Annotated in this window: 12 protein-coding genes and 1 tRNA gene; 4 read left to right on the forward strand and 9 right to left on the reverse strand. The window is 63.6% G+C overall.

All coding sequences use genetic code 11. The features are described 5' to 3' along the window. Positions 1-6: 6 nt before the first annotated feature. The 4 genes from ACQKJZ_RS03830 to ACQKJZ_RS03845 form a co-directional block, all read right to left on the reverse strand. Positions 7-1173, reverse strand: coding sequence for a nucleotide sugar dehydrogenase (locus ACQKJZ_RS03830; protein WP_427730040.1), 1167 nt, complete (start codon positions 1171-1173; stop codon positions 7-9). A 248-nt stretch (positions 1174-1421) separates the two neighbouring features. Then, positions 1422-2441, reverse strand: coding sequence for a phytase (locus ACQKJZ_RS03835; RefSeq protein WP_427730041.1), 1020 nt, complete (start codon positions 2439-2441; stop codon positions 1422-1424). Continuing rightward, positions 2438-5233: a TonB-dependent receptor gene (locus tag ACQKJZ_RS03840; RefSeq protein WP_427730042.1), complete on the reverse strand. Its 2796-nt coding sequence runs from the start codon at positions 5231-5233 to the stop codon at positions 2438-2440. The genes ACQKJZ_RS03835 and ACQKJZ_RS03840 overlap by 4 nt, the downstream gene beginning before the upstream one ends. A 286-nt stretch (positions 5234-5519) precedes the next feature. Next, positions 5520-6620: a glycoside hydrolase family 43 protein gene (locus ACQKJZ_RS03845; RefSeq protein WP_427730043.1), complete on the reverse strand. Its 1101-nt coding sequence runs from the start codon at positions 6618-6620 to the stop codon at positions 5520-5522. A gap of 151 nt (positions 6621-6771) precedes the next feature. Between ACQKJZ_RS03845 and ACQKJZ_RS03850 the strand changes: the two genes are divergently transcribed. Then, complete coding sequence (locus tag ACQKJZ_RS03850) at positions 6772-8562, forward strand: aminopeptidase P family protein (RefSeq protein WP_427730044.1); 1791 nt, start codon at positions 6772-6774, stop codon at positions 8560-8562. Between the two features lie 338 nt (positions 8563-8900). Here ACQKJZ_RS03850 and ACQKJZ_RS03855 read toward each other — a convergent pair whose 3' ends face one another. Together ACQKJZ_RS03855 and ACQKJZ_RS03860 are read right to left on the reverse strand one after the other, a co-directional pair. After that, complete coding sequence (locus tag ACQKJZ_RS03855; protein WP_427730045.1) at positions 8901-13502, reverse strand: NAD-glutamate dehydrogenase; 4602 nt, start codon at positions 13500-13502, stop codon at positions 8901-8903. A 93-nt stretch (positions 13503-13595) separates the two neighbouring features. Then, positions 13596-14426, reverse strand: a complete 831-nt coding sequence (locus tag ACQKJZ_RS03860; protein WP_427730046.1) for a hypothetical protein — start codon at positions 14424-14426, stop codon at positions 13596-13598. 138 nt (positions 14427-14564) lie between these two features. Here ACQKJZ_RS03860 and ACQKJZ_RS03865 point away from each other — a divergent pair. Both ACQKJZ_RS03865 and ACQKJZ_RS03870 read left to right on the forward strand, forming a co-directional pair. Continuing rightward, a tRNA-Thr gene (locus ACQKJZ_RS03865) sits at positions 14565-14640 on the forward strand. A gap of 182 nt (positions 14641-14822) precedes the next feature. Further along, the gene (locus ACQKJZ_RS03870; protein WP_427730053.1) at positions 14823-14972 is read left to right on the forward strand and encodes an S-adenosylmethionine:tRNA ribosyltransferase-isomerase; all 150 of its coding nucleotides are present in this window, start codon (positions 14823-14825) and stop codon (positions 14970-14972) included. Positions 14973-15238: 266 nt separating this feature from the next. On the opposite strand, the gene ACQKJZ_RS03875 is transcribed toward ACQKJZ_RS03870, so the two are convergent. The 3 genes from ACQKJZ_RS03875 to ACQKJZ_RS03885 are packed head-to-tail and all read right to left on the reverse strand — an operon-like array spanning position 15239 to position 19121. Beyond that, a complete protein-coding gene (locus tag ACQKJZ_RS03875) occupies positions 15239-16489 on the reverse strand; it encodes a 5-methylcytosine restriction system specificity protein McrC (protein ID WP_427730047.1) in 1251 nt (416 codons plus the stop codon). 1 nt (position 16490) lies between these two features. Further along, positions 16491-18083, reverse strand: coding sequence for an McrB family protein (locus ACQKJZ_RS03880; RefSeq protein ID WP_427730048.1), 1593 nt, complete (start codon positions 18081-18083; stop codon positions 16491-16493). Positions 18084-18086: 3 nt separating this feature from the next. Continuing rightward, entirely contained in the window at positions 18087-19121 is a 1035-nt protein-coding gene (locus ACQKJZ_RS03885) for a DNA-methyltransferase (RefSeq protein ID WP_427730049.1), read from the reverse strand. A gap of 1064 nt (positions 19122-20185) precedes the next feature. On the opposite strand from ACQKJZ_RS03885, the gene ACQKJZ_RS03890 reads away from it, so the two are divergent. Next, a complete protein-coding gene (locus ACQKJZ_RS03890; RefSeq protein ID WP_427730050.1) occupies positions 20186-20566 on the forward strand; it encodes a hypothetical protein in 381 nt (126 codons plus the stop codon). Positions 20567-20583 lie beyond the last annotated feature (17 nt).

Raw genomic sequence — 20583 nt, forward strand, 5'->3', positions numbered from 1 at the left:
GGGCGATCAGTCCGATCCGAAGATGTCGCGGGTGAACAGCTTGGTTTGGACATCGGCCAGTTCGGGGTCGTTGCGGTTGGCGATGATGACGTCGCTGTCCTGCTTGAAGGCGGCGAGGTCGCGGTAGACCTTCGAGCCGAAAAAGCTGTCCTCGGCCAGGCTGGGCTCGAAGACCACGACCTCGATCCCCTTGGCCTTGATCCGCTTCATGATGCCCTGGATCGAGGACTGGCGGAAATTGTCCGACCCCGCCTTCATCGTCAGGCGGAAGATGCCGACCTTGCCGGGACGCTTGGCGATGATCCGGTCGGCCAGGAAGTCCTTGCGCGTGCGATTGGCGTCGACGATGGCGCGGATCAGGTTCTGCGGCACGCTGGTATAGTTGGCGAGCAGCTGCTTGGTGTCCTTGGGTAGGCAATAGCCGCCGTAACCGAAGCTGGGATTGTTATAGTGGCTGCCGATACGCGGATCGAGGCCGACGCCCTCGATGATCTGGCGCGTGTCCATGCCGCCGGCGATCGCATAGCTGTCGAGTTCGTTGAAGAAGGCGACGCGCATCGCGAGATAGGTGTTGGCGAACAGCTTGATCGCCTCGGCCTCGCGGCTGCCGGTGAACAGGACGGGAATGTCCTGCTTCTCCGCTCCCTGGGCGAGCAGATCGGCGAAGACGCGCGCGCGCTCCGAATCCTCGCCGACGATGATCCGCGAGGGGTGGAGATTGTCGTAGAGCGCGCGCCCCTCGCGCAGGAATTCGGGGCTGAAGATCACCTGGGTGGTGCCCAGCCGCGCGCGGACATCGTCGACGAAGCCGACCGGGATGGTCGACTTGACGACCACGGTGGCCTCCGGCGCATGGGCCTTGGCGAGCGCGATGACCGCCTCCACCGACTCGGTGTTGAAGCTGTTGGTGTCGACATCGTAATTGGTCGGGGTGGCGACGATGACGTAATCGGCGCCCGATAAGGCGGCCTGTGCGTCGGTCGTGGCGGACAGGTCGAGCGTGCGGCTGGCCAGGAAATCCTGCAACTCGGCATCGATGATCGGCGAGGTGCGCGCATTGACCATCGCCACCCGCTCGGCCGAAATGTCGACCGCGACGACCATGTTGTGCTGCGCCAGCAGCACCGCGTTGGACAGGCCGACATAGCCCAGGCCGAAAACCGCAATCTTCATGTCATCCATCCCAACTGACCGGGACCGCCCCACGAGCCCTGTCGCCGGGCCATGCCCGAAGGGTCGGTTCAGGGCAATTGCCATGCACCGAGGACGGGGCGGCGCATGGCGCGGCATGTCCCGTTTCGCCACAATATCGGGGCCCCTCCCCGGCGCGGGGAGGGGGACCATGCGAAGCATGGCGGAGGGGGGAATCGCTTCCAGGGTACGCCTTTTGAAGCCCCCGACCTCTCCTTATACGCGAGGACCTACAGCCCCAGTGCCGCCTTCACCTTCGCCCAGCTGACATATTTGAAATTCTGCGTGTCGGGTGCGTTGTCGCCATCCTGCGCGACGAACAGGCCCTCAGGGTAATCGGGGCCGAAATCACCGAGCGCCAGCTCGATCCCGTCGGTCTCGCTGGTCCCGTCGATCTGGCCCCCGCCGATGCGGAAGCGCCCGGCATAGGTCATGTCGGGCAAGCGGTAGAGGGTATAGGCATTGTCCCCCTGGCTGGAGGCGACCAGATAGCCGCCCCTGGCCCCCCGGGGCGCCAGCGCCAGCCCTTCGGCATCGGCGACGAGGGTGCGGCCATCGACCCTGGCGATCGGGGTGGCGGTCGTCGGCGCGGCGGGATCGGCGGCAAAGCGCCACAGCCCGACATCCTCCTCGGCGACGTAGAGCGTGCCCGTACGGTCATCGACCACGCACCCCTCGGCCTGGGTACCGAGCTTCATGCTACGCACCGTCTCGACACGCGGGGTGGTCCCGGAGACGTCAATGCGGACCTGGTCGATCCGCCCATCCTTCAGCACGACGAAACCGAACAGCGCCTTGTCCCTGGCACGGGTCCACAGGCACATGCCGTACGCCTCGCCCGCGCCCACCGGATAGCGGCCCATCGGCACCAGCCGGCGCGCCACGGTGTCGAGGGTGAACAGCGCGACATGCGCGGTCGCCTTGTCGGCGCGGTCGCTGGCCGCAACGATCACGCGTCCGCCCATGTCGCGCAGGTCGACATTGTTGAGCCGCGCGGCCGGCGTGAAGGACAGGCGCTTGCCCTTCAGGTCATAGACATGGATGCCCGCCTGCTTGTCGGTACCGATGACCAGACTCGCGGCCGGATTGGCGGCGTTGCGCCAGATCGCGGGATCGTCGGCCGCGTCCGCCATGCTGTCGACCGGATCGGTCTCGGCACTCGCGGCGATGACCGGCGCATCGGCGGTCGGCGTGGTCGCGGGCACGCTGGCGCATCCGGCGAGCAACAGCGTGAGGAGCGCGGCCCTCACAGCTTCACCCGCAGGCCGCCGAACAGCGTGTAGCCGAACTTCTCATATTCATAGGTACGGAAACGCTCGCCGAAATAGCGCACGCCTGGCGTGTTGGTCAGGTTCTTGCCCTCGGCGAACAGGTTGATGCCCTTCGCCAACTGCACGCTGCCCGTCACGTCGAGCTGGCCGCGACCTTCCCAATACAGGTCCAGCGCGGGGTTGTCGGCGTTGATCTCGTCCAGATAGTCCGAGCGCTTGGTATAGGCGACGCGGACATTGACCGGCCCGCGCTCGTAGAAGACGCTGGCGTTCCACATATGGGTCGACTGACCCGGCAGCGCGAAGCGGCTGCGCCCGCCATAGGCGGCGTCGAAGGTCGCGTGCCCCTTGGTATAGGTATAGTTGGCGAAGACGCCCAGGCCGCCCAGCACGCCCGGCAGGAAGCTCAACTGCTGCTGCCAGTTCAGCTCGACACCGTAGAGCTCGCCCCGGCGCGCATTGATCGGGCTGCTCAGGATCGCGCCAGCCACGCCATTGTACACGCCGGTGCTGGTCAGCGTGTAGCGATAGTCGGTCAGGTCCTTGTAGAAGCCGTTGACCGAGATCACACCCAGAGGCCGGATGTAATATTCCAGCCCCGCATCGGCATTGTTCGACAGGGTCGGCCGCAGATCGGGGTTGCCGAACTCGACACGCACCGTGTTACCCTCGGTCGCCTCCAGCACGCGCGGGGCGATCTGGGGGAAGTTGGGGCGGTTGATCGCACGGCTCAGCGCGCCGCGCAGGATCAGGTTCGGGGTGAAGGCCTGGCGCAGCGTCAGGTTCGGGAAGAAGTCGGTATAGCCGTTTCGCCCGCGCGCGGTGGTCACCGCGCCGGTGCGCGACACGCTGGGGGCCTGGGCATCGAAATCGGTGGTCTCGACGCGAAGCCCGGCGATCAGGGTCGTGCCGTCCTTCACATATTTGGCCATGCCGAACAGGCCCAGGATCTTCTCCTCGGCGGTATAGTCGGCGGTCAGCGACTGCGGCAGGCGACGCTCCGAGGCGGCCTTGGTCGCGTCGAAATAGGCATCCACCAACCCGGTGTCGAAGCGCTTGCCCAGTTCATAGCCGAAATTGCGCGAGTCCTGGTCGGACAACAGCCCTGCCAGGCTCTGCGTCGGCGCCGCGGACGCGCGGCGGTCGCGGAACCGCTCCTCATCGGCGTTGATGTGCCGCTCGCGATATTTGCCGCCGCTCGACAAGGTGACGAAATCGCCCAGCGGCACGTCCGAACGGATGGCCAGCGTCAGCTCGTCATTCTTGGTCGTGTTCGACCGATAGGCGTTTTCACGAAAGCCGTAGGTGCCGAGCTGGAGATGCTCCTTCGAGGTGAACAGCGAATAGCTGGGCAGATCGACATTGGCGAAGTCATAGGACAGCGTCGGGCGTAGCGACGAGCGGAACAGCAGCTCGTCGCGGCGCGGATAGGTTTGCGCGCTTTCGCTATAGGCGACGTCGGCGCGGATCGTGCCCTCACCCAGCCGCTGCTCGATGCCGGCAGTCGCGGTCCAGATCTCGTTGACCTGCTTGCGGTGTCGCACCTGCTTTTCGATGCGGGTGTTGCGCCAAGTCGCCGAACGGTCGGTGGAGCCGGCCAGCAGCGAGCCGTCACCCCACAGGATCCCGATGCGGTTGCGATATTCGTCATCCTCGAATCGGGCATAGGTGCCGCGTACCCAGGCATGGGTGCGGTCCGACGGGCGCCATTCGAACGCGCCCGTTCCGGCGAAGCGCTGGCGCTTGGTGTCGTAATCCTTGAACAGCGTCTCGGTGACGCGCAAGCCTGCCGGCGTCTGCGCCCAGCCATTCTCGACATTGTCGGGCTGGCGATGGGTGCGCGAATAGCTGCCCGAGAACAGCAGGCCGAACTGGCGGTCCGGGCCGAAGGTGTCGCTGACCGCGGCCGATCCGCGATAGTCGCTGCCCTTGCCGTACTGGTTATAGCTGGCGCCCGCCATGCCGGTCAGCGCGAAGCCCTTGCGGTCGAAGGGCGAGCGGGTGGTGATATTGACCGCGCCCGCGATCGAGTCCGCATCCTGGTACGGGAGCAGCGACTTGGTCACTTCCAGGTTCGCGACGATGTCGGAGGGCAGCGTGTCGAGGTCGACCGCGCGCGTCGTCGGGTCGACCGAGGGGATCTGGATGCCGTCGACCGAGATGGCCGACCACTCGCTCGGTGCGCCGCGCACGTTGATATAGCGGCCCTCGCCCTGGTCACGCTCGATGCCGACGCCGGGCGCGCGCTGGAGCGCTTCGGCGATGTTGGGATCGGGGAAGCGGCCGATCGCGTCGGACGAGATGATGGTGACGGTGTTGTCGGCGGTCCGCTGCTGGTTGAGTGCGCGCGCGGTGTTATCGAGCAGCGAGGCGCCGGTGACGACGATGTCGCCCACCTCCCCGCTGGCGGCGGGCAGGGTCAGCGACACGTCGCGCCCGCGCGCGGCCGCGCTGACGACGCGGGTGACGGGCGGGCGACCAAGATAGTCGATCAGCAGGGTGACGTCGCCCGGCTCGTCCGGGGTGACGATGCTGAACTCGCCCTGCAAGTTGGTCGTCGCCTGGGCGCCCGTCCGCTCGACCACCACCCGCGCGCCGGGCAGCGCCACGCCGGTCGCATCATAGATGCGCCCCGACAGGATCGGACCCGCCGCGGGCACGCCCGCCGGCGCGGCGTCGCTGACACCCGCCCAAGCGGGCGCGCTGGCGAGGCCCAATGCGATGAAAGAGGCCCCCGCGAGACCGCGGATGCCGGAACGGATGGCGTGCATGATGCTCCCCCTGGGTGCTGGTCGTGCCGACACCCCCCGGCGCCGGTCGTTCCCGTCCCCGTGGCGGCGCTTTGTTACGTTGCGATGTGATCGGGATGACGATTCGGTGACGGAGATGTCACAATCGGTTTCATCCGATCGCCATCGCGGTCATCGCCGATACGGCGTTGGGGTCATGGCCTGACCGTCAGCGTCTTGAAAAGGGGGCGGCAATGCGCTTGCACCGGCCGACCGCGACGTGTCGGGGACGCGCCGACACCGGCGAACGGCATGGTGGCGGCGAAGATCATCGCGCATTCCATCCATCGGCCAGGGTCCAGCGATCCCGCCAGCGCAAGACGGGTGTTTCGCCGTCCCATTCCACCGGCAACCACACATAGCGTCCGTCGATCGCATTGTCGGGTCGCCAGCGATCGGCCATGAAGATGAAGCGCGGTTCGCCGCCCGACCGTTCCGGGGGCAGCGGCACCACGAAGGTCGATTGCGAGTGGAAGGTCGTCTTCCGGTCCTCCTCGCTGCCGCGCACCGGATTGCCCAGCGAGCGCCACGGCCCCGTCACCCGGTCCGCGACATAGACCCGCCCGGGATTGGGCCGCCAGCCGGTCAGGCCCGATGCGAACATGTAATAGCGCCCCTTGGCCTTGAAGAGCGCGGGCGCCTCGTTCCCACCATCGGGCAGCGCGCGGACATAATAGCCGTCATGGGCTGTCCAGTCGGGTGCCAGCCGCGCGATCTGGAGCGTGGCGTTCTCTTCGGACGCATAGACCTGCCAGGCGGTGTCGCCATCGACGAAGACCGTCATGTCACGCGCCATCTGTCCGCCCGCAAAGTCGCGCGCCAGCGTGGTGTCCGGCGCCTTGTCCTCGGCCGTCGCATTGGCGGGCCAGATGCCGGGATTGACGCGGCCCGCACGCAGGAAGCGGAACGGCCCCTGCGGCCGGCGCGCGATCGCCACCCCGGCCTGCGCCGCGGCATAGCCCTGCCCCTTCAATTCCAGATGGAACCACATCACGAATGTACGGGTGCGGGGATTATAGACGACCTTGGGCCGCTCCAGGATACAGCCGCGCGCGATCGGGCTGTCGGGATCGTCCGATACGGGCAACGCGATGCCCTCGTCGCGCCAGTTCACCAGATCGGTCGAGCTATAGGCATGGACGCCGACCAGCGCGGTATTGCCCGCCTTGCCCGCCGTCTTGTGCTCGCCATACCACCACCAGCGCCCGGCATGACGCAGCAGCCCGCCGCCATGCGCGTTGATCGCGACGCCGTTGTTGTCGTTCCACACCTCGCCCGGCCGGAACGCCGCCGACCTGGCCGCGCGCGCGACGCCCCCCAGCAAGGTTACCGCGCCCGCCCCGATCAACAATGCCCGCCGGTCCATCATGCCACCTCTTTCCGATGCCAGGATCGTATATGGTCTGACAATATCCTCAACCCCCCTGATCCTCAGCCCAGTTGAGCCGCCGTCAGGCTCGACCTGCGTACCGTGCGGGGTTAGACCGCATCTTCCGTTTTCACGCCTGTCAGGTCCCGTCATGTCTCATTCCACCCGTCTTGCCGCGCTTCGCGCCGAACTCGCTCATCAGGGGCTCGACGGCTTCGTGGTGCCGCTGACCGACGAGCATATGAGCGAATATGTCGGCGACTATGCGCAGCGCCTGGGCTGGCTGACCGGCTTTGGCGGATCGGCCGGGTCGGCGGTGGTGCTGGCGACCAAGGCGGCGATCTTCACCGATGGGCGCTACACGCTGCAAGTGCGCGAACAGGTGTCGGGTGACGATTATGCCTATATCCCCGTGCCGCAGGACAGCGTGGCGGGCTGGCTGGGCCGCGAGACGGCGGCGGGGCAGCGGATCGGCTATGACCCGTGGCTACACACCCGCCAGCAGGTCGCCGACATGGCCGCCGCCCTGGCGGATCGCGAGGCGGAGCTGGTCCCCGTAGCCGCCAATCCGATCGACGCGGTCTGGAGCGATCGCCCCGCCCCCTCGCCCGCCGTGATGACGGTGCAGCGCGACGAGGTGGCCGGCGAAAGCTCGGCCGCCAAGCGTGCGCGGATCGGCGAATGGCTGGCCGAACAGCGCGCCGATGCGGTGGTGCTGTCGGCGCTCGATTCGATCGCCTGGGCGCTGAACGTACGCGGGGCGGATGTCGCGCATACGCCGGTCGCGCTGTCCTATGCGATCGTCCACGCCGATGGTGAGACCGACCTGTTCATCGCCCCCGAAAAGATCACGGCGGAGGTCCGCGCGCATCTGGGCAATGCGGTGCGGCTGCATGAGCGCACGGCGTTCGAGGGCTATCTGACCGGCTTTGCCGGCAAGCGCGTCGTCGCCGATCCCGAGCGTGCGGTCGCCGCGATCGCGCAAGGACTGGAGGCGGGCGGGGCCAAGGTGCTCGCGCTTCGCGATCCGGTGGTGCTGACCAAGGCGATCAAGAACCCCGCCGAGGTTGCCGGGCACCGCGCCGCCTCGGTGCACGACGGCGCGGCGATGGTCCGCTTCCTGCGCTGGGTGGAGTTGGAGTGCCCCAAGGGCGGGCAGACCGAACTCTCCGCCGCTGCGCAATTGCTGGCGTGTCGCGAGGCGACGGGCCTGCTGAAAGACACCAGCTTCTCGACCATCTCGGCGACCGGCGCGCACGGCGCCAGCCCGCATTACCATGTCACCGAGGAGTCGAACGCGGCGATCGAGTTGGGGCAATTATTCCTGATCGACTCGGGCGGACAATATCAGGACGGCACCACCGACATCACCCGCGTCATGCCGATCGGCGAGCCTACGCCCGAGATGCGCGACCGCTTCACCCGCGTGCTGAAGGGGCATATCGGCCTCGCCACCGCCGTCTTCCCGGACGGGACGTTGGGCGGGCATCTGGACTCGCTGGCGCGGCGACCGCTCTGGGAGGTCGGGCTGGATTACGCGCATGGCACCGGGCACGGCGTGGGCGCGTACCTGTCGGTCCATGAGGGGCCGCAGCGTATCGCCGCGCCCAACTATCCCGGCGGTGCGGCGATGGAGCCGCTGCGAGCGGGCATGATGCTGTCCAACGAGCCGGGTTATTACAAGGCGGGCGAGTATGGCATCCGCATCGAGAATCTCGTGCTGGTCGAACCGCGCGAGATCGCCGGCGCGGACCGCGACATGCTGGGCTTCGAGACGCTGACCCTGTGCCCGATCGAGCGGACGCTGATCGTTCCCGAGTTGCTGACGACGGAGGAGCGTGGGTGGCTCAACGCGTACCATGCGCGGGTGGCGGACGTTCTGGCGCCGGAGCTGGAGGGGGCGGATCGCAACTGGTTGCTGGAGAAGTGTGCGGCGATCTGATTTTCGCGCGAAGCCGCGAGGACGCGAAGAAGAAAGAAGGTTGGTTCGCGCGGAGGCGCGGAGGCGCGGAGGTGTCTCGCCCGCCGCGCCAGCGGCCTTCTTATCTCGGACGCTGACGAATAGAGGGCGCTGCGCGCGTTTCTGCCTCTCTGCGTCCTCTGCGCCTCTGCGCGAACAAACCTTCTTCTCCGCGCCTCCGCGTCTCCGCCCGAAATCAATCTTCGCGTCATCGCGGCTTCGCGTGAAACAGCAAAACGCCGCGCGGGAGATGCCCACGCGGCGTTTTGCGCGCCTCCAGCGACACAGGAACTGGACCCCGGCCTTCGCCGGGGAACAGATCAGCGCCCGAGCAGCACCCGCGCTTGGCCTGCGATCTGGGCCAGCATCGCGGCGTTGGGTTGGGCCGCGAGGCGCGCCCGGTCGATCACCGCCTTGAACTGGCCGACGCGCGCGGCGTTGCGTTCCAGCCAGGCTTCGACCGCCGCCTCAGGATCGGTCGCGCCCGCACGGCCGAGGAAGTCGAGCCGCTGCTGCTGGAAATCGCGCGCGAGGCCAGCGATCAGCAACCGCTCCCACGGATCGCTGGGGCTGATCCGCGCCGCCTGCCCCTGTGCCCAGTCGAGACCGAGCGCTTGACCCAGACGGGTAAAGGCATGGGTCAACCGCGTCTCGTCGAGCGACAGCCGCTGGCCCAGATCGGCCAGCCCCACCGCGCCGTCGAGTTCGGACACCCGCACCACTCGTGCCGCCAGATCGGCGGGCGCCCCCGCTTCCTCCAGCGCCGCGACCACGCGGGCGCTCTGCGCCTTGGCCTCGTCGCGCAGCAGCGCGGGCGTTTCCGCCGCGAGCCGCTCGATGCCGGGCTGCAACCGCTCCAGCGCCGCGCCGGGCGCGGTGCCCGCAGGCATGGAGCGCAACAGGTCGGCGATCTGCGAGCGGGTGGCGCGCGCCACCTCGTCGAACAGCGCGATACGCGCCGCTTCGGGCATCGCCGCCGTCTCGATCGCGGTCCACAAGGACGGCAGATCGAACAGCCGTTCGACCACGACGAACATCGCGGCGATGTCGGCCATCGCCGCGCCTTCCTCCTCCGCCAGCTCGAACGGGTGGAGGATGCCCATGCGGTTGACGATCCGGTTGGCGAGCTTGGTCGCGACGATCTCGCCGCGCAGGCGATGCTGGTCGATCGCCTCGCCGAACGCCTCCTGCATGGCGGGCGGGAAGGCCGCGCGCAGATCGGGGAGCAGTTCGTCGTCCAGCGCCAGCGGGCTGGTCTCGATCGCGTCCTGCAAGGTCAGCTTGGCCGTCGCCAGCAGCACGGCGAGTTCAGGCCGGGTCAGCGCGATGCCGTCCTGTCCGCGCCGCAGCAGCACGTCGTTGCTGCCCAGCCCCTCGACCGCGCGGTCGAGCCGCCCGGTGCCCTCGAAGATCTCGATCACGCGGACATAGCTCGGCATCGCGCCCGCGCCGTCCGCCTCGGCGATCGACAGACCCAAAGTCTGGAGGCGGTTATCCTCCAGCACCAGATGCGCCACGTCATCGGTCATCGAGGCGAGCAGCGTGTTGCGGTCGCCCTCCGCCAGACGGCCCTCGATCATCTCGCGGTTGAGCGCGATCTTGATGTTGACCTCGTTATCCGAGCAGTCGACGCCCGCCGAATTGTCGATGAAGTCGGTGTTGATCCGCCCGCCGCGCTCGGCAAAGGCGATGCGTGCGGCCTGGGTCACGCCCAGATTAGCGCCCTCGCCGATGGCGGTGACGCGCAGATCCTCGGCATCGACGCGCAGACGGTCGTTGGCCGGATCGCCGACCTGGACGTTATTCTCCGCCGCCGCCTTGATGTAGGTCCCGATACCGCCGAACCACAGCAGATCGGCCGGGGCCTTCAGGATCGCCGAAATCAGCGCGGTCGGCTCCAGCGACGTCGCGGTGATGCCCAACGCCTCGCGGATTTCGTCCGACAGCGGGATGGTCTTGGCCGAACGCGGGAAGACGCCGCCGCCGGCCGAGATCAGGCTGGTGTCATAATCCGCCCAGCTCGACCGGGGGAGCGCGAACATGCGCGCCCGCTCGTCCCAGCTGGTCGCGGGATCGGGATTGGGGTCGAGGAAGATGTGGCGATGGTCGAACGCCGCGACCAGCTTGATCGCCTTGGACAACAGCATTCCGTTGCCGAACACATCGCCCGACATGTCGCCGCAGCCGACGACGCGGATCGGCTGGTTCTGCACGTCCAGCCCACGCTCGGCGAAGTGGCGCTGCACCGACACCCAGGCACCCTTGGCGGTGATGCCCATCGCCTTGTGGTCATAGCCCTGGCTGCCCCCGCTCGCGAAGGCGTCGCCCAGCCAAAAGCCGCGCTCCAGCGCCAGCGCATTGGCGACGTCGGAGAAGGTCGCGGTGCCCTTGTCGGCGGCGACCACGAAATAGGGGTCCTCGCCGTCCAGCACGCGCACGCCGTCCGGGTGCACCACCACGCCCTCGACGATATTGTCGGTGATCGACAGCAGCGCGCGGATGAAGACGCGGTAGCTTTCCTTGCCCTCGGCCGCCCAGCCGTCACGGTCGGTCACGGGCGACGGCAGCTGCTTCGGGTAGAAACCGCCCTTCGCGCCGGTCGGCACGATGACCGCGTTCTTCACCCGCTGCGCCTTCATCAGGCCCAGGATTTCGGTGCGGAAGTCGTCGCGGCGATCCGACCAGCGCAGGCCGCCACGCGCCACGGGTCCGGCGCGCAGATGGATACCCTCAACGCGGGGGCTGTAGACCCACACTTCGCGCCAGGGCAGCGGGGCGGGAAGTCCCGGAATCTGGTGGCTGTCCAACTTGAACGCCAACGCTTCCTTGCCCGCCTCGGCAAAGGCGTTGGTGCGCAGCGTGGCGGCGATCATGTCGCGAATGCTGCGCAGGATACGGTCGTCGTCGATCGCCGACACCGCATCCAGCCCGGCGGCGATCGCGGCGTCCGCAGCGGCGATGTCGCCTCGCGCCTTCGGATCATGCGCCGCCGTGAACCGCTCGATCAGCGCAGTCGCGAGGCGGGGTGCCCGGCGCAGCGCATCGACCACGGTCGTCAGCCCATAAGGCAGCCCGGCCTGACGCAGATAGCGGAACCAGGCGCGGAACAGCACCACCGCCTGCGGGCTGAGGCCGGCATCGACGATCAGGCGATTGAACGCGTCGTTCTCCGCCGCGCCCTCCAGCACCGCCGCGATCGCCCCCTCCAGCACCGCCGCGCCCTCGGGCTCGGTCGTCGCCTCGGTTTCGACGATGAAGTCATGGACGAAGGGATCAGCGTCGTCGCGCAGACGCGTCGGCAGCTCGCCGATCACGCGGAAACCGAAATTCTCCAAGACCGGCACCGCGTCCGACAGCGGCAGCGCGCCGTTCAGCTTGTAGATCTTCAGCTGGCGATCCTGCCCCGGCTGGACCGGGAACAGGCGGACCGAGCGGCTATTCTCGTCCTCCAGGCTCGACAGGCGCAGAATGTCGGCGGCGGCTTCGGCCGCATCGCTGACATTGCGGTAATTGGTCGGGAAGCCATTGGCCCAGCGCAGCGCGAGGCGCGCCGCCCGGGGTGCCGGCACCTGTTCGGCCAGCGCCGCCTCGACATCGGGCATCCAGCCGCGCACCATCTTGCGCAGCCGCTCGGCCAGCGCCGCCGTATCGGGCAGGCGCCCGTCCTGGCGCAGGTCGATGGTATAGCGGATCAGCGCGACGACGCCGTCCTCCAGCGCGATCGACCAGTTGAGCAGCGAGCCATTGGCGGCCTCGCCCAGCATGTCGCCGATCGCGACGCGGCGCGCGGTGGTCAGCTCGTCGCGCGGCAACCAGACAAAGGCGAACAGATGCCGCTGCAATGCCGATCGGATCAGCACCAGCTCGGGGCGCGGCCGGTCGGCCAACGACATGGCGGTCAGCGCCAGCGTCTCCAGCGCGTCCGCCGGGAAGGCCGTGACGAGATCATGCGGCAACGCGGTCAGCGCATGGGTCAGCGCCTTGCCGGTATGACCGCGCGGGTCGAAACCGAACTTGGCCTGGAGCGCGGCGAGGCGGGTACGCAGCACCGGCACCTCATGCGGCGGGCTGGCCAGCGCGGCGCTGGTCCACAGCCCCGCATGGATCGACAGGCCGATCACACGGCCGTCGTCCATTACCGGCACCAGCACCAGATCGAGCGGTACCGAGCGATGGACGGTCGAGATCGCGTTGGACTTGAGCAGTAACGGTGCTGCACCACCCTGGACGAAATAGTCCAGCGCGCGCTGGCGCGACGTATCGGCGAGCAGCGGCACCTTGTGCGGCGTCCGCGCGATGCCCAGCGCGGGCGCGTCGCGGCCGTCCTCATACCATTTCTCATGGCCCAGCAGCGTCAGCTTGCCGTTCAGGAACCACAGGAGGAGCGCGGCACCCTCGCCATTCTTCTCGCCCAGCGTGGTCGCGTCGGCGGCCAGCGCGTCCTGCAACCCCGACCAGTCGGCGACGGCCGCCCGCACATCGGCCAGGACGGCACGCAAATCGTCGACCAGCCCGCGCCGGTCGCGCGCATCGGCGCGTTCCATTTCCAGATAGATGAACGATTCGGACTTTCCGCCCGCACCGATCGTCTGAAGCTGTCCTTCGGCATCGCGGGTGACGGGCAGGACGGGGTGGATCACCCGGTCGATGGCGATGCCGTCCGCGCCGACCATCGCCGCGATCGAATCGACCAGGAAGGGCATGTCGTCATTGACGATGGCCAGGCGCATCCGACGATGCGTGTCGTCGCCTGAGATCGGCTCCAGCGCGATCGACGGCTCGCCTGCCGACCGCCGCTCGGCCACACCGGCGACGAAGGCCGCTGCGGCCGCCACCTCCGAGGGGCCGAACCCCTGCAATTCCGCCGGAAGGGCGCCTTGGGTAAGCCGTGCGGCGATCGCGTCGGCCATCGGATGCGACATATTCGGTGCCATAGGCCCCAAGTCCTAGGCCCGGCTTTCGCGCCGCTCAACCCTTTGCGCGATGAGAAAAGATGTTGCGCCGCAGCGCAATTTTCATTGCGAAGCGCGCAATACCCTGTCCGACAATTCGGGATCGTCGGTGACCGAACCGAGTATGGCGATGCGCCCGTCCGTCTCCACCCGGCCCACCATGACGACGAGGCTGCCGGGCGTCGCGCCCGTTTCAAGCGTGACATGCGCCCGCGCCGCCGGATCACGTCGAATGCGATCGGTCGCCGGGATCTCCGCCGGTGTCCAAAGGTCGCCCCCGGATTTCGATGCCGGCCGGTCGGCGTTCATCGCATCGATCAGCGCCGAATCGAGCGTCGCCTGCAACAGCGGATCGGCGACCTCCTTCCAGTTCACGACCCCGTGGATGAAGTCGATGGCCTGTCCCGTCGAGGAATAGGGCAGCAGGATCGCGCGGTAGAGCGTCGTCCGTCCCCGATCGTTGACGAACTCCGCCTCGAAACCGGCGGGCGCCTTGCTGGACAGGATCGGCGGATAATGGCCGATCATCCGCGACAGCAGCGATGCCGGCGGCAGGTCGGCGACCCGGGCGGGCATGGCAACCGCGCCGCATTCCTCGCGCAACGCCTCGCCGATATAGGCGATCGCCGGATCGCCCTCACCATCTCGAAAATCGAGCAGCACCGAATTGGCGGCGAAATCGGCGATCCCCCGCGGATCGAGCGCGGCGATCAGCGGATAGGGCGCATCGCCCAGCAGGGACACCCAGTGATGATAGGCGCGGGCATGCAGCCGCCGCTCCACCCCGGCCAGCCCGAACAGGACATCCTCGCCCCGGTCCTCACCTAGGCCCTCGCCCTCACCGCCCCGGTCGACGGACGACGCCTCGTTCAGATCCGGCCCGGTGGTCATCATCGCCTTCCTGTTTGTTCCGCCCCCTCATGCCGACATCGTCGTTAACGGCGCGTAAAGACGCCAAAGCCGCTTGCCAGCCCCCCACAGACCTGTTAACCGCGCCCTCCTCAACCGGACACCAGCCGGTTTCGACAAAGGGCCGCTTTAGCTCAGCTGGTAGAGCATCGCATTCGTAATGCGGGGGTCACAGGTTCGAGTCCTGTAAGCGGCACCACCCTTCTTTATAGCACTTCCACAAGGCAACGCAGCGGCGTCCTGCTGAACGTGCGTTCGGCTTGGGAGGTGACTAGGTCCTGCTTGGAACGGCTTTGGGCAGGGAGCGGCTCTGACCCACGCCAAACCTCTGTATAGAAATTAGCGGTGTGGCGCCTGGAGCGAGGTATGGTGACACTGTTCATGCTGGTCTCGACTCTTATGGGGCTGGATCAGATGAAAGCGGCTTACGTCCATGCCATCGGAAATAGGTATTGTTTCTACTCCTGCCGGGATGCGTCGCTGCTGCTGCCGAAGCCCCTTCCGGTCGGTGGGCGGAGGGTAACCTCGTGAATGCACGATTCCCCCAACACTACTATCGTAACGCAACGCCAACGGGTTGATACGCCGGGCTATGTAAAGGTTCGGCCGCCTTGGCTTAGCTGGCAGAGAAAATCATTTGTAATAACCGGGTCATAGGCTAGAGATCCTGTGCTGCACCACAATTCTTCCAGCAGGATCATTAGTGATTGCCTAACGGATGCGAGTCAACTGGTCCTGACGTGATTTCGTCGGTTGGAAAATTAGCATAGAACGCGCTGCCACATTTGGTTGCATCTCTAGTCATTCAGTAAAGCGGTCACCTGTTCGATCATTGCGGCGCTAGCTTTGTCCAGATCATTACCAATATCGATTTGGTAGTGATAGAATTTCGCGCCTGTAGCGACTGAGCCGATATACTCGAGACCTTCTGCTCGTCCTGCTGTTCTCGGCGAAATCCAGACGCCAATCTTACACTGAGCTGCTAGCACATGGCTAAGAAGCTGATACCGATCATGTTCTTTAATCTCCGGCTTATATTTCACTTCAGCCAGTCCAATCACCGCTTTCTTTCGATGGAAGATAAGGTCTGGCTTGGTAGGAAACCGATTACTGTCGAGAAATAAGCGACCATGGTGCTTGGGATTGTTACCATCGAGCACCGCAACCTTCCTCTCCCTCGATGCCGTTCGAAAAACATTACGCACGAAGCTTTCAAAAACCTCGTCCAGCGAGAACAGGAACGACGGCATTTTACTTCCCTGCGCTTCGTAACCAAAGCCGATATCAGTGTAGCCTAGTAACATTGCGTAAACAGACAGGGCGCCGTGATAATGATCTTGAAGCCAGCGAGGAACCGTATTTGCCAGGGCCTCGCCTCCTACAAGCATCGCGCTCGACCGTACTCGGTGAAGCGAGTTCAAGCCCTCCAGCAAGAGCTTTCTTTCGGTAAGCCATTTCGGATCTCGGGGGATGAGGCGGAGAAACGCAAGGCAGGCAGACTTCAGCACTGCATTCACAGGGAGGTTTGCCGAAAAACCGAAAACGTCCCCCGAAATGGTGAGGTCATCGCCCCTCGACAGATGTCGAGCTACGGTACGGGAAAAGTCAACCTTCGGTTTATAAAAGCCAGTATAGGGTTCGCGATAGTAGCTACGGGCCAAGCCCATATTCATTATGGCGCGCAGGTAATAGCAAAACCCCCTGGCAAGCAGCTGATGCGGCGGGATTTCTCTGGCTTGCTCGTATGAACGCAAAACAGGCAGCATGCGATCGTAATTGTTGTCTGCAATCGCAAGCATCCGCCACAAGTTTTTCACAGGAAACTTCGGCCGTAGGTTCAGCACAATCTGCCCGGTAAGGGGCAAATAGCCAATCAAACCCAACGCTCGAAGATTGACCCCCTCCCGGACGTCTTTGAGTTCGACTGCCGACAGGGCGCGCGTTTCGGGTAGTACGAGTGAATAACCAGCGCTGTCGAATAAGTCTTCACGCGGGAAGATACGGTTCTCGCGTTCCTCAATCTCGACTACGCGAGGGGCCCAAACCATCTCATGCTTCCGCAGGAGGTGCTACGTCACCATCAGGCGCTACGCCCTCTTCCTGTCCCGCTGCCAAGAGGGCTTCGACTTCTGTTTCTGTAGAGATGTAAGTTTCTCGATCATGGATGAAGGAACGGCTTAGCCCCATTCTCACGCGACCGACCCACACGGCCTTAAGATCGTCCAGCGCTCGCACTCGCAAAAAGTTGGTATGACCAAAACCATTTGGCATTACACCATCTATTATTGTGAATAACCGAACGGTCCGATTTAGAAGGCCGGGCTCGACACCCTTGTCCAGAAGATGGGCACGCAGTATGGCGGCGTCAGGTTTCATTTCGATTACCCAAAACCGACGCAGCAAGGCATCATCTAAATCTGTCACGGAACGGTCGTAGGGGTTCGCCGTAGCGACAATAATCAGATTTTCGGGAAGGGTGACGTCAGAGTCCGCATAAGACAGACGAAACGACTTCCTGCGATATGCTGGCTCCAAATATGTCAGGACCTCACCAAAAATTCTGGCGACATCACCCCGGTTCAATTCGTCAATCACAATAACATAATTGTGAGTGAGGTCACCTTGAGCCTTTTCGGCGTGTTTCATGAAAAGGCGCGAGGCGAGCTTGTAAGTGACACCGATCTCCTCGCCATTGTCGTTCTTGACGGCAACGGGCCGGAAGCCTTGCACAAAATCATCGTAGCCCATCGCTGGATGAAACTGAAGGAACAACTCGCGCTCGGGAGCCCCAGCCAACTTGGTAGCGATCTGACGCGCTTTACGAGATTTCCCGGTGCCAGGAGGTCCTGCCAGTAGGAACGAAAAGCTCTCCTTCAACCGAATCGCCGTGGAAACAGCTATATAATCGGCATCATCATCTGGAAGCGGTGGCAATTCATTTTCGCGCTCGGGTTCCGCCTCGACCGTGCTGAGCAGTACCTGCAATTTGGGCGCAAGCTCAGCGAGAAACTCTTCATTAGTAGGCCTGTTAGGGATAGTCGCGGGCCAAGGTTCAGCGGGGACTGCGAGCTTGAAACGCCCAACATACTCGGGTTGGAATTGCGCAAGCTCAAGTACCGTCTGAACTAGATGGTCATACAGTGAAGGCCACCCGTCGACCTCGTCGGGAAAGCCCTCGAAGGCGAAGAGCCAGACCATAAAATCTTCAAAATGGAAATCGGCTGGGATGTCCTGTTCGAACTCAGCCTGAAAGCCGGGCTTGAGTTGGAAGATCGACTTGTCTCCCTCGATCAGGCCGCGCTGCGCCCACTCACGATGCCCTCGGCTTGACGAAATGTTCGCCCAAAATCTCGTATCCTGACGAATGACATAATCGCCTGCGAAGCGCCCACTCTTCCAGGTCACATCCGTGAATCGGGGCCGAAGGAGATTCCCTCGCTGCATTGGCGGCAGGCCCACCAACGCTCCACTAAAGTATCGATCTACAAGTCGATCGGTGCCGAGCCGTTTGGAAAGGTCGGTCACCGCATTCACGTTTACGTCATTAGCGGCGAAGACGAACGCCGAAATGAGCTTCGTGCCTTGATAACTCTGCAGACGCTCAACGGCGTCCTTGATTGTAGGGATATCAAAATATTGCACTGATCAGTCAGCTCGCTTTCGGCCCGGCTTGCGGAAGTTGCTCTTGTTGCCAGCCCATGTCTCCCAAAGTCCAGAAGGTTTTTTAAGTCGCTCCTGCACTTCCTCCCAGGATATGGGTTTATGGCCATCGCATTCGAGGGTCGTCGCAACGTAGTCCACGTAATCTTCGCTCATGTCTACGCCGACGACATTCCGATCGTGAGCCAGCGCAGTGAATATGGTCGTGCCGGAGCCGACGAAGGGATCCAGGACGTGGCCGCTGACGGGGCTGCCGACTTCGATGCACCGACGCACCAACTCAGAGGGAAAAGCGGCGTTGTGACCTGCTTCTCGCGTCCGCATGCTGCGCTCAATTGGTATATTCCACACGTCTTCTTCGACTAGCTTGCTGCGGTCGAAAGAATAGAAGCGGGTCTTCGAAAACATAAAGACATGTTCGTATTGGCGATATGGACGGTCTCGAGCAGTGGGCTCGACAAAAGCGTTACCCCGATTCCAAATAATGTCACTCCGCAGCGTCCAGCCCCGGGCTTGCATCGCGAAGGCGACTTTCCACGGAACGCCGATCATCGACTTTTTCGGGATGTCCCATCCAGATTGGTCGACGGGCCTCAACTTCTTTCGTGCAAAATTTCGCGACGAACTTCGTGGGTCGCTGCCATGCGGCTGGCCATTACCAGAATAATATGTATCGCCGATGTTGAGAAAGAAAACGCCTTCTGGATGTAGCGTCCGCTTCACCTCATCGAACACTTTCATCAGCGCTTCAACATACGCATCTACACTATCTTCGTGGCCGACCTGACCATCGTAACCGTAGTCGCGCACCCAATAATATGGCGGTGAGGTGACAGCGACGTTGAAAATCTCGTCGGGCAATTGCTTTAGCATGGACGCGGAATCCCCATGCATGATTCCAGCAATCTTACTGTCTGCTGTAACCCAGCTTGATCGGCCGGGCTGGCTGGTTGATGAGGCAGGCTCAGAAGGCTTGGCTTCGATTCGCTCCTTGGTAGGCGCGACGGATTTCGTGGTCATTGGCGTCCCCTAACAAAATAGCGTCACTTGGACGATAGCGATTCATGCACCCGAAAACGACGTCCTTTTTGACTGAGGGCCATTTTCTTCAGGCGGAACATAGATAGAACACAACCTGAAATGTGGCGCAAGTTTGGCGAACATTCCCACTTGGGGGCACGAATCTGCACCGCTAGCGTCGCCCGCTGGACCAGCATGGCCGGCAGAAGCGCGAGGGACGACGAGACTATAATCGCATCGTGGTCTCATGGTGAGTGCAACGCACAACCGCAGTGCTCGGCGAGCAGGCCATTGCTATTCAGCAAATAGCAACAGATTGCCAATAAGAAATTAGTACATTTTAAATCTTTAAAGTTTCAATTTACTACAGTAGTAAGGGCGATGCGCTCATTTTAATAGGTTAAAAATACAAGTAGGTCAATGACATTAATAAATTACCATTATCTATTACTTTTCATTATTAATACTTATTACGTGCAAAGTAGAATTTTTATATTGTACTCAAACACCATACCTTCATGTATCGCAACTGGAAACCCGGGCAAATCTGTCTTATCGTAATTGGCCAAGCAAAAGTAGACTGACTGATTTTAATTGATCTCTATCTATTTCGATAATGGAGCGGCATTCGCCCCACACGCGCAAGGCGCAGCATCTTATATGAAGGCTTGCTAAGTACCGATGACTCGTCGCAACGGCTATTGCGAACCGCCCACCAGCCTTCCATAATCGTCGCGCCTCCTGTGAAAGCCGGGGGGCGGGGCGTGGAAACCCCTTTCCGTATGAACTCGGTCGCGAACGCATGTTCGAGGCCGGGTGGCATGCGCGCATGTCCAGCCGGTCTGCCGGTAAAGGCGCATGCGCCTGCTCATACGGACAGGTTTCCAACATCCGGCTTCGGCCGCCGCTCCCGAGAGGTACATAGGGGCGGCACGAGGGTTTGAGCCGAAGGTCGCTCCATCAGGGGGCGACGACACCATGACGACATCCACAACCACGCCTGCGCGATCCAGCGTCGAGGCGCGATGTCGCATTTCCATCAGCCATCAACAGAGGGAACAATCATGACAATCAAAGGACCACTGCGCCTGCTTGCCCTCCTCGCGACGGTCACATTGTTAGGGGCCTGCACCAGCGATCGAAGCGGCGCGGAAGAGGAAGTCAGACGCAACCTCAAGGACCCGGAATCCGCCAAGTTCGGCGACTTCTATTTCAACCCCACGACCAAGAAGGCCTGTCTCGTCGTCAACGCCAAGAACGCCATGGGCGGCTATACCGGCGACGGCGTCATATTGCTCAGGAAGACCGGTGACGGCTGGCAATATGTCAGCGACAACGACAGCGAATTCGACTCGTGTAAAAAGTTTCTGGACTTGCCCCGCTTAAGTGGAGAGGCATTTGCTCAGCGTGACGCGGTTCGTTCGAACTGCGCGGGGCTGATGTAGTCGAGCGCGGAGTGACG

The sequence above is a fragment of the Sphingomonas sp. NPDC019816 genome, from assembly GCF_050274375.1.
Taxonomy (GTDB): Bacteria; Pseudomonadota; Alphaproteobacteria; order Sphingomonadales; family Sphingomonadaceae; genus Sphingomonas.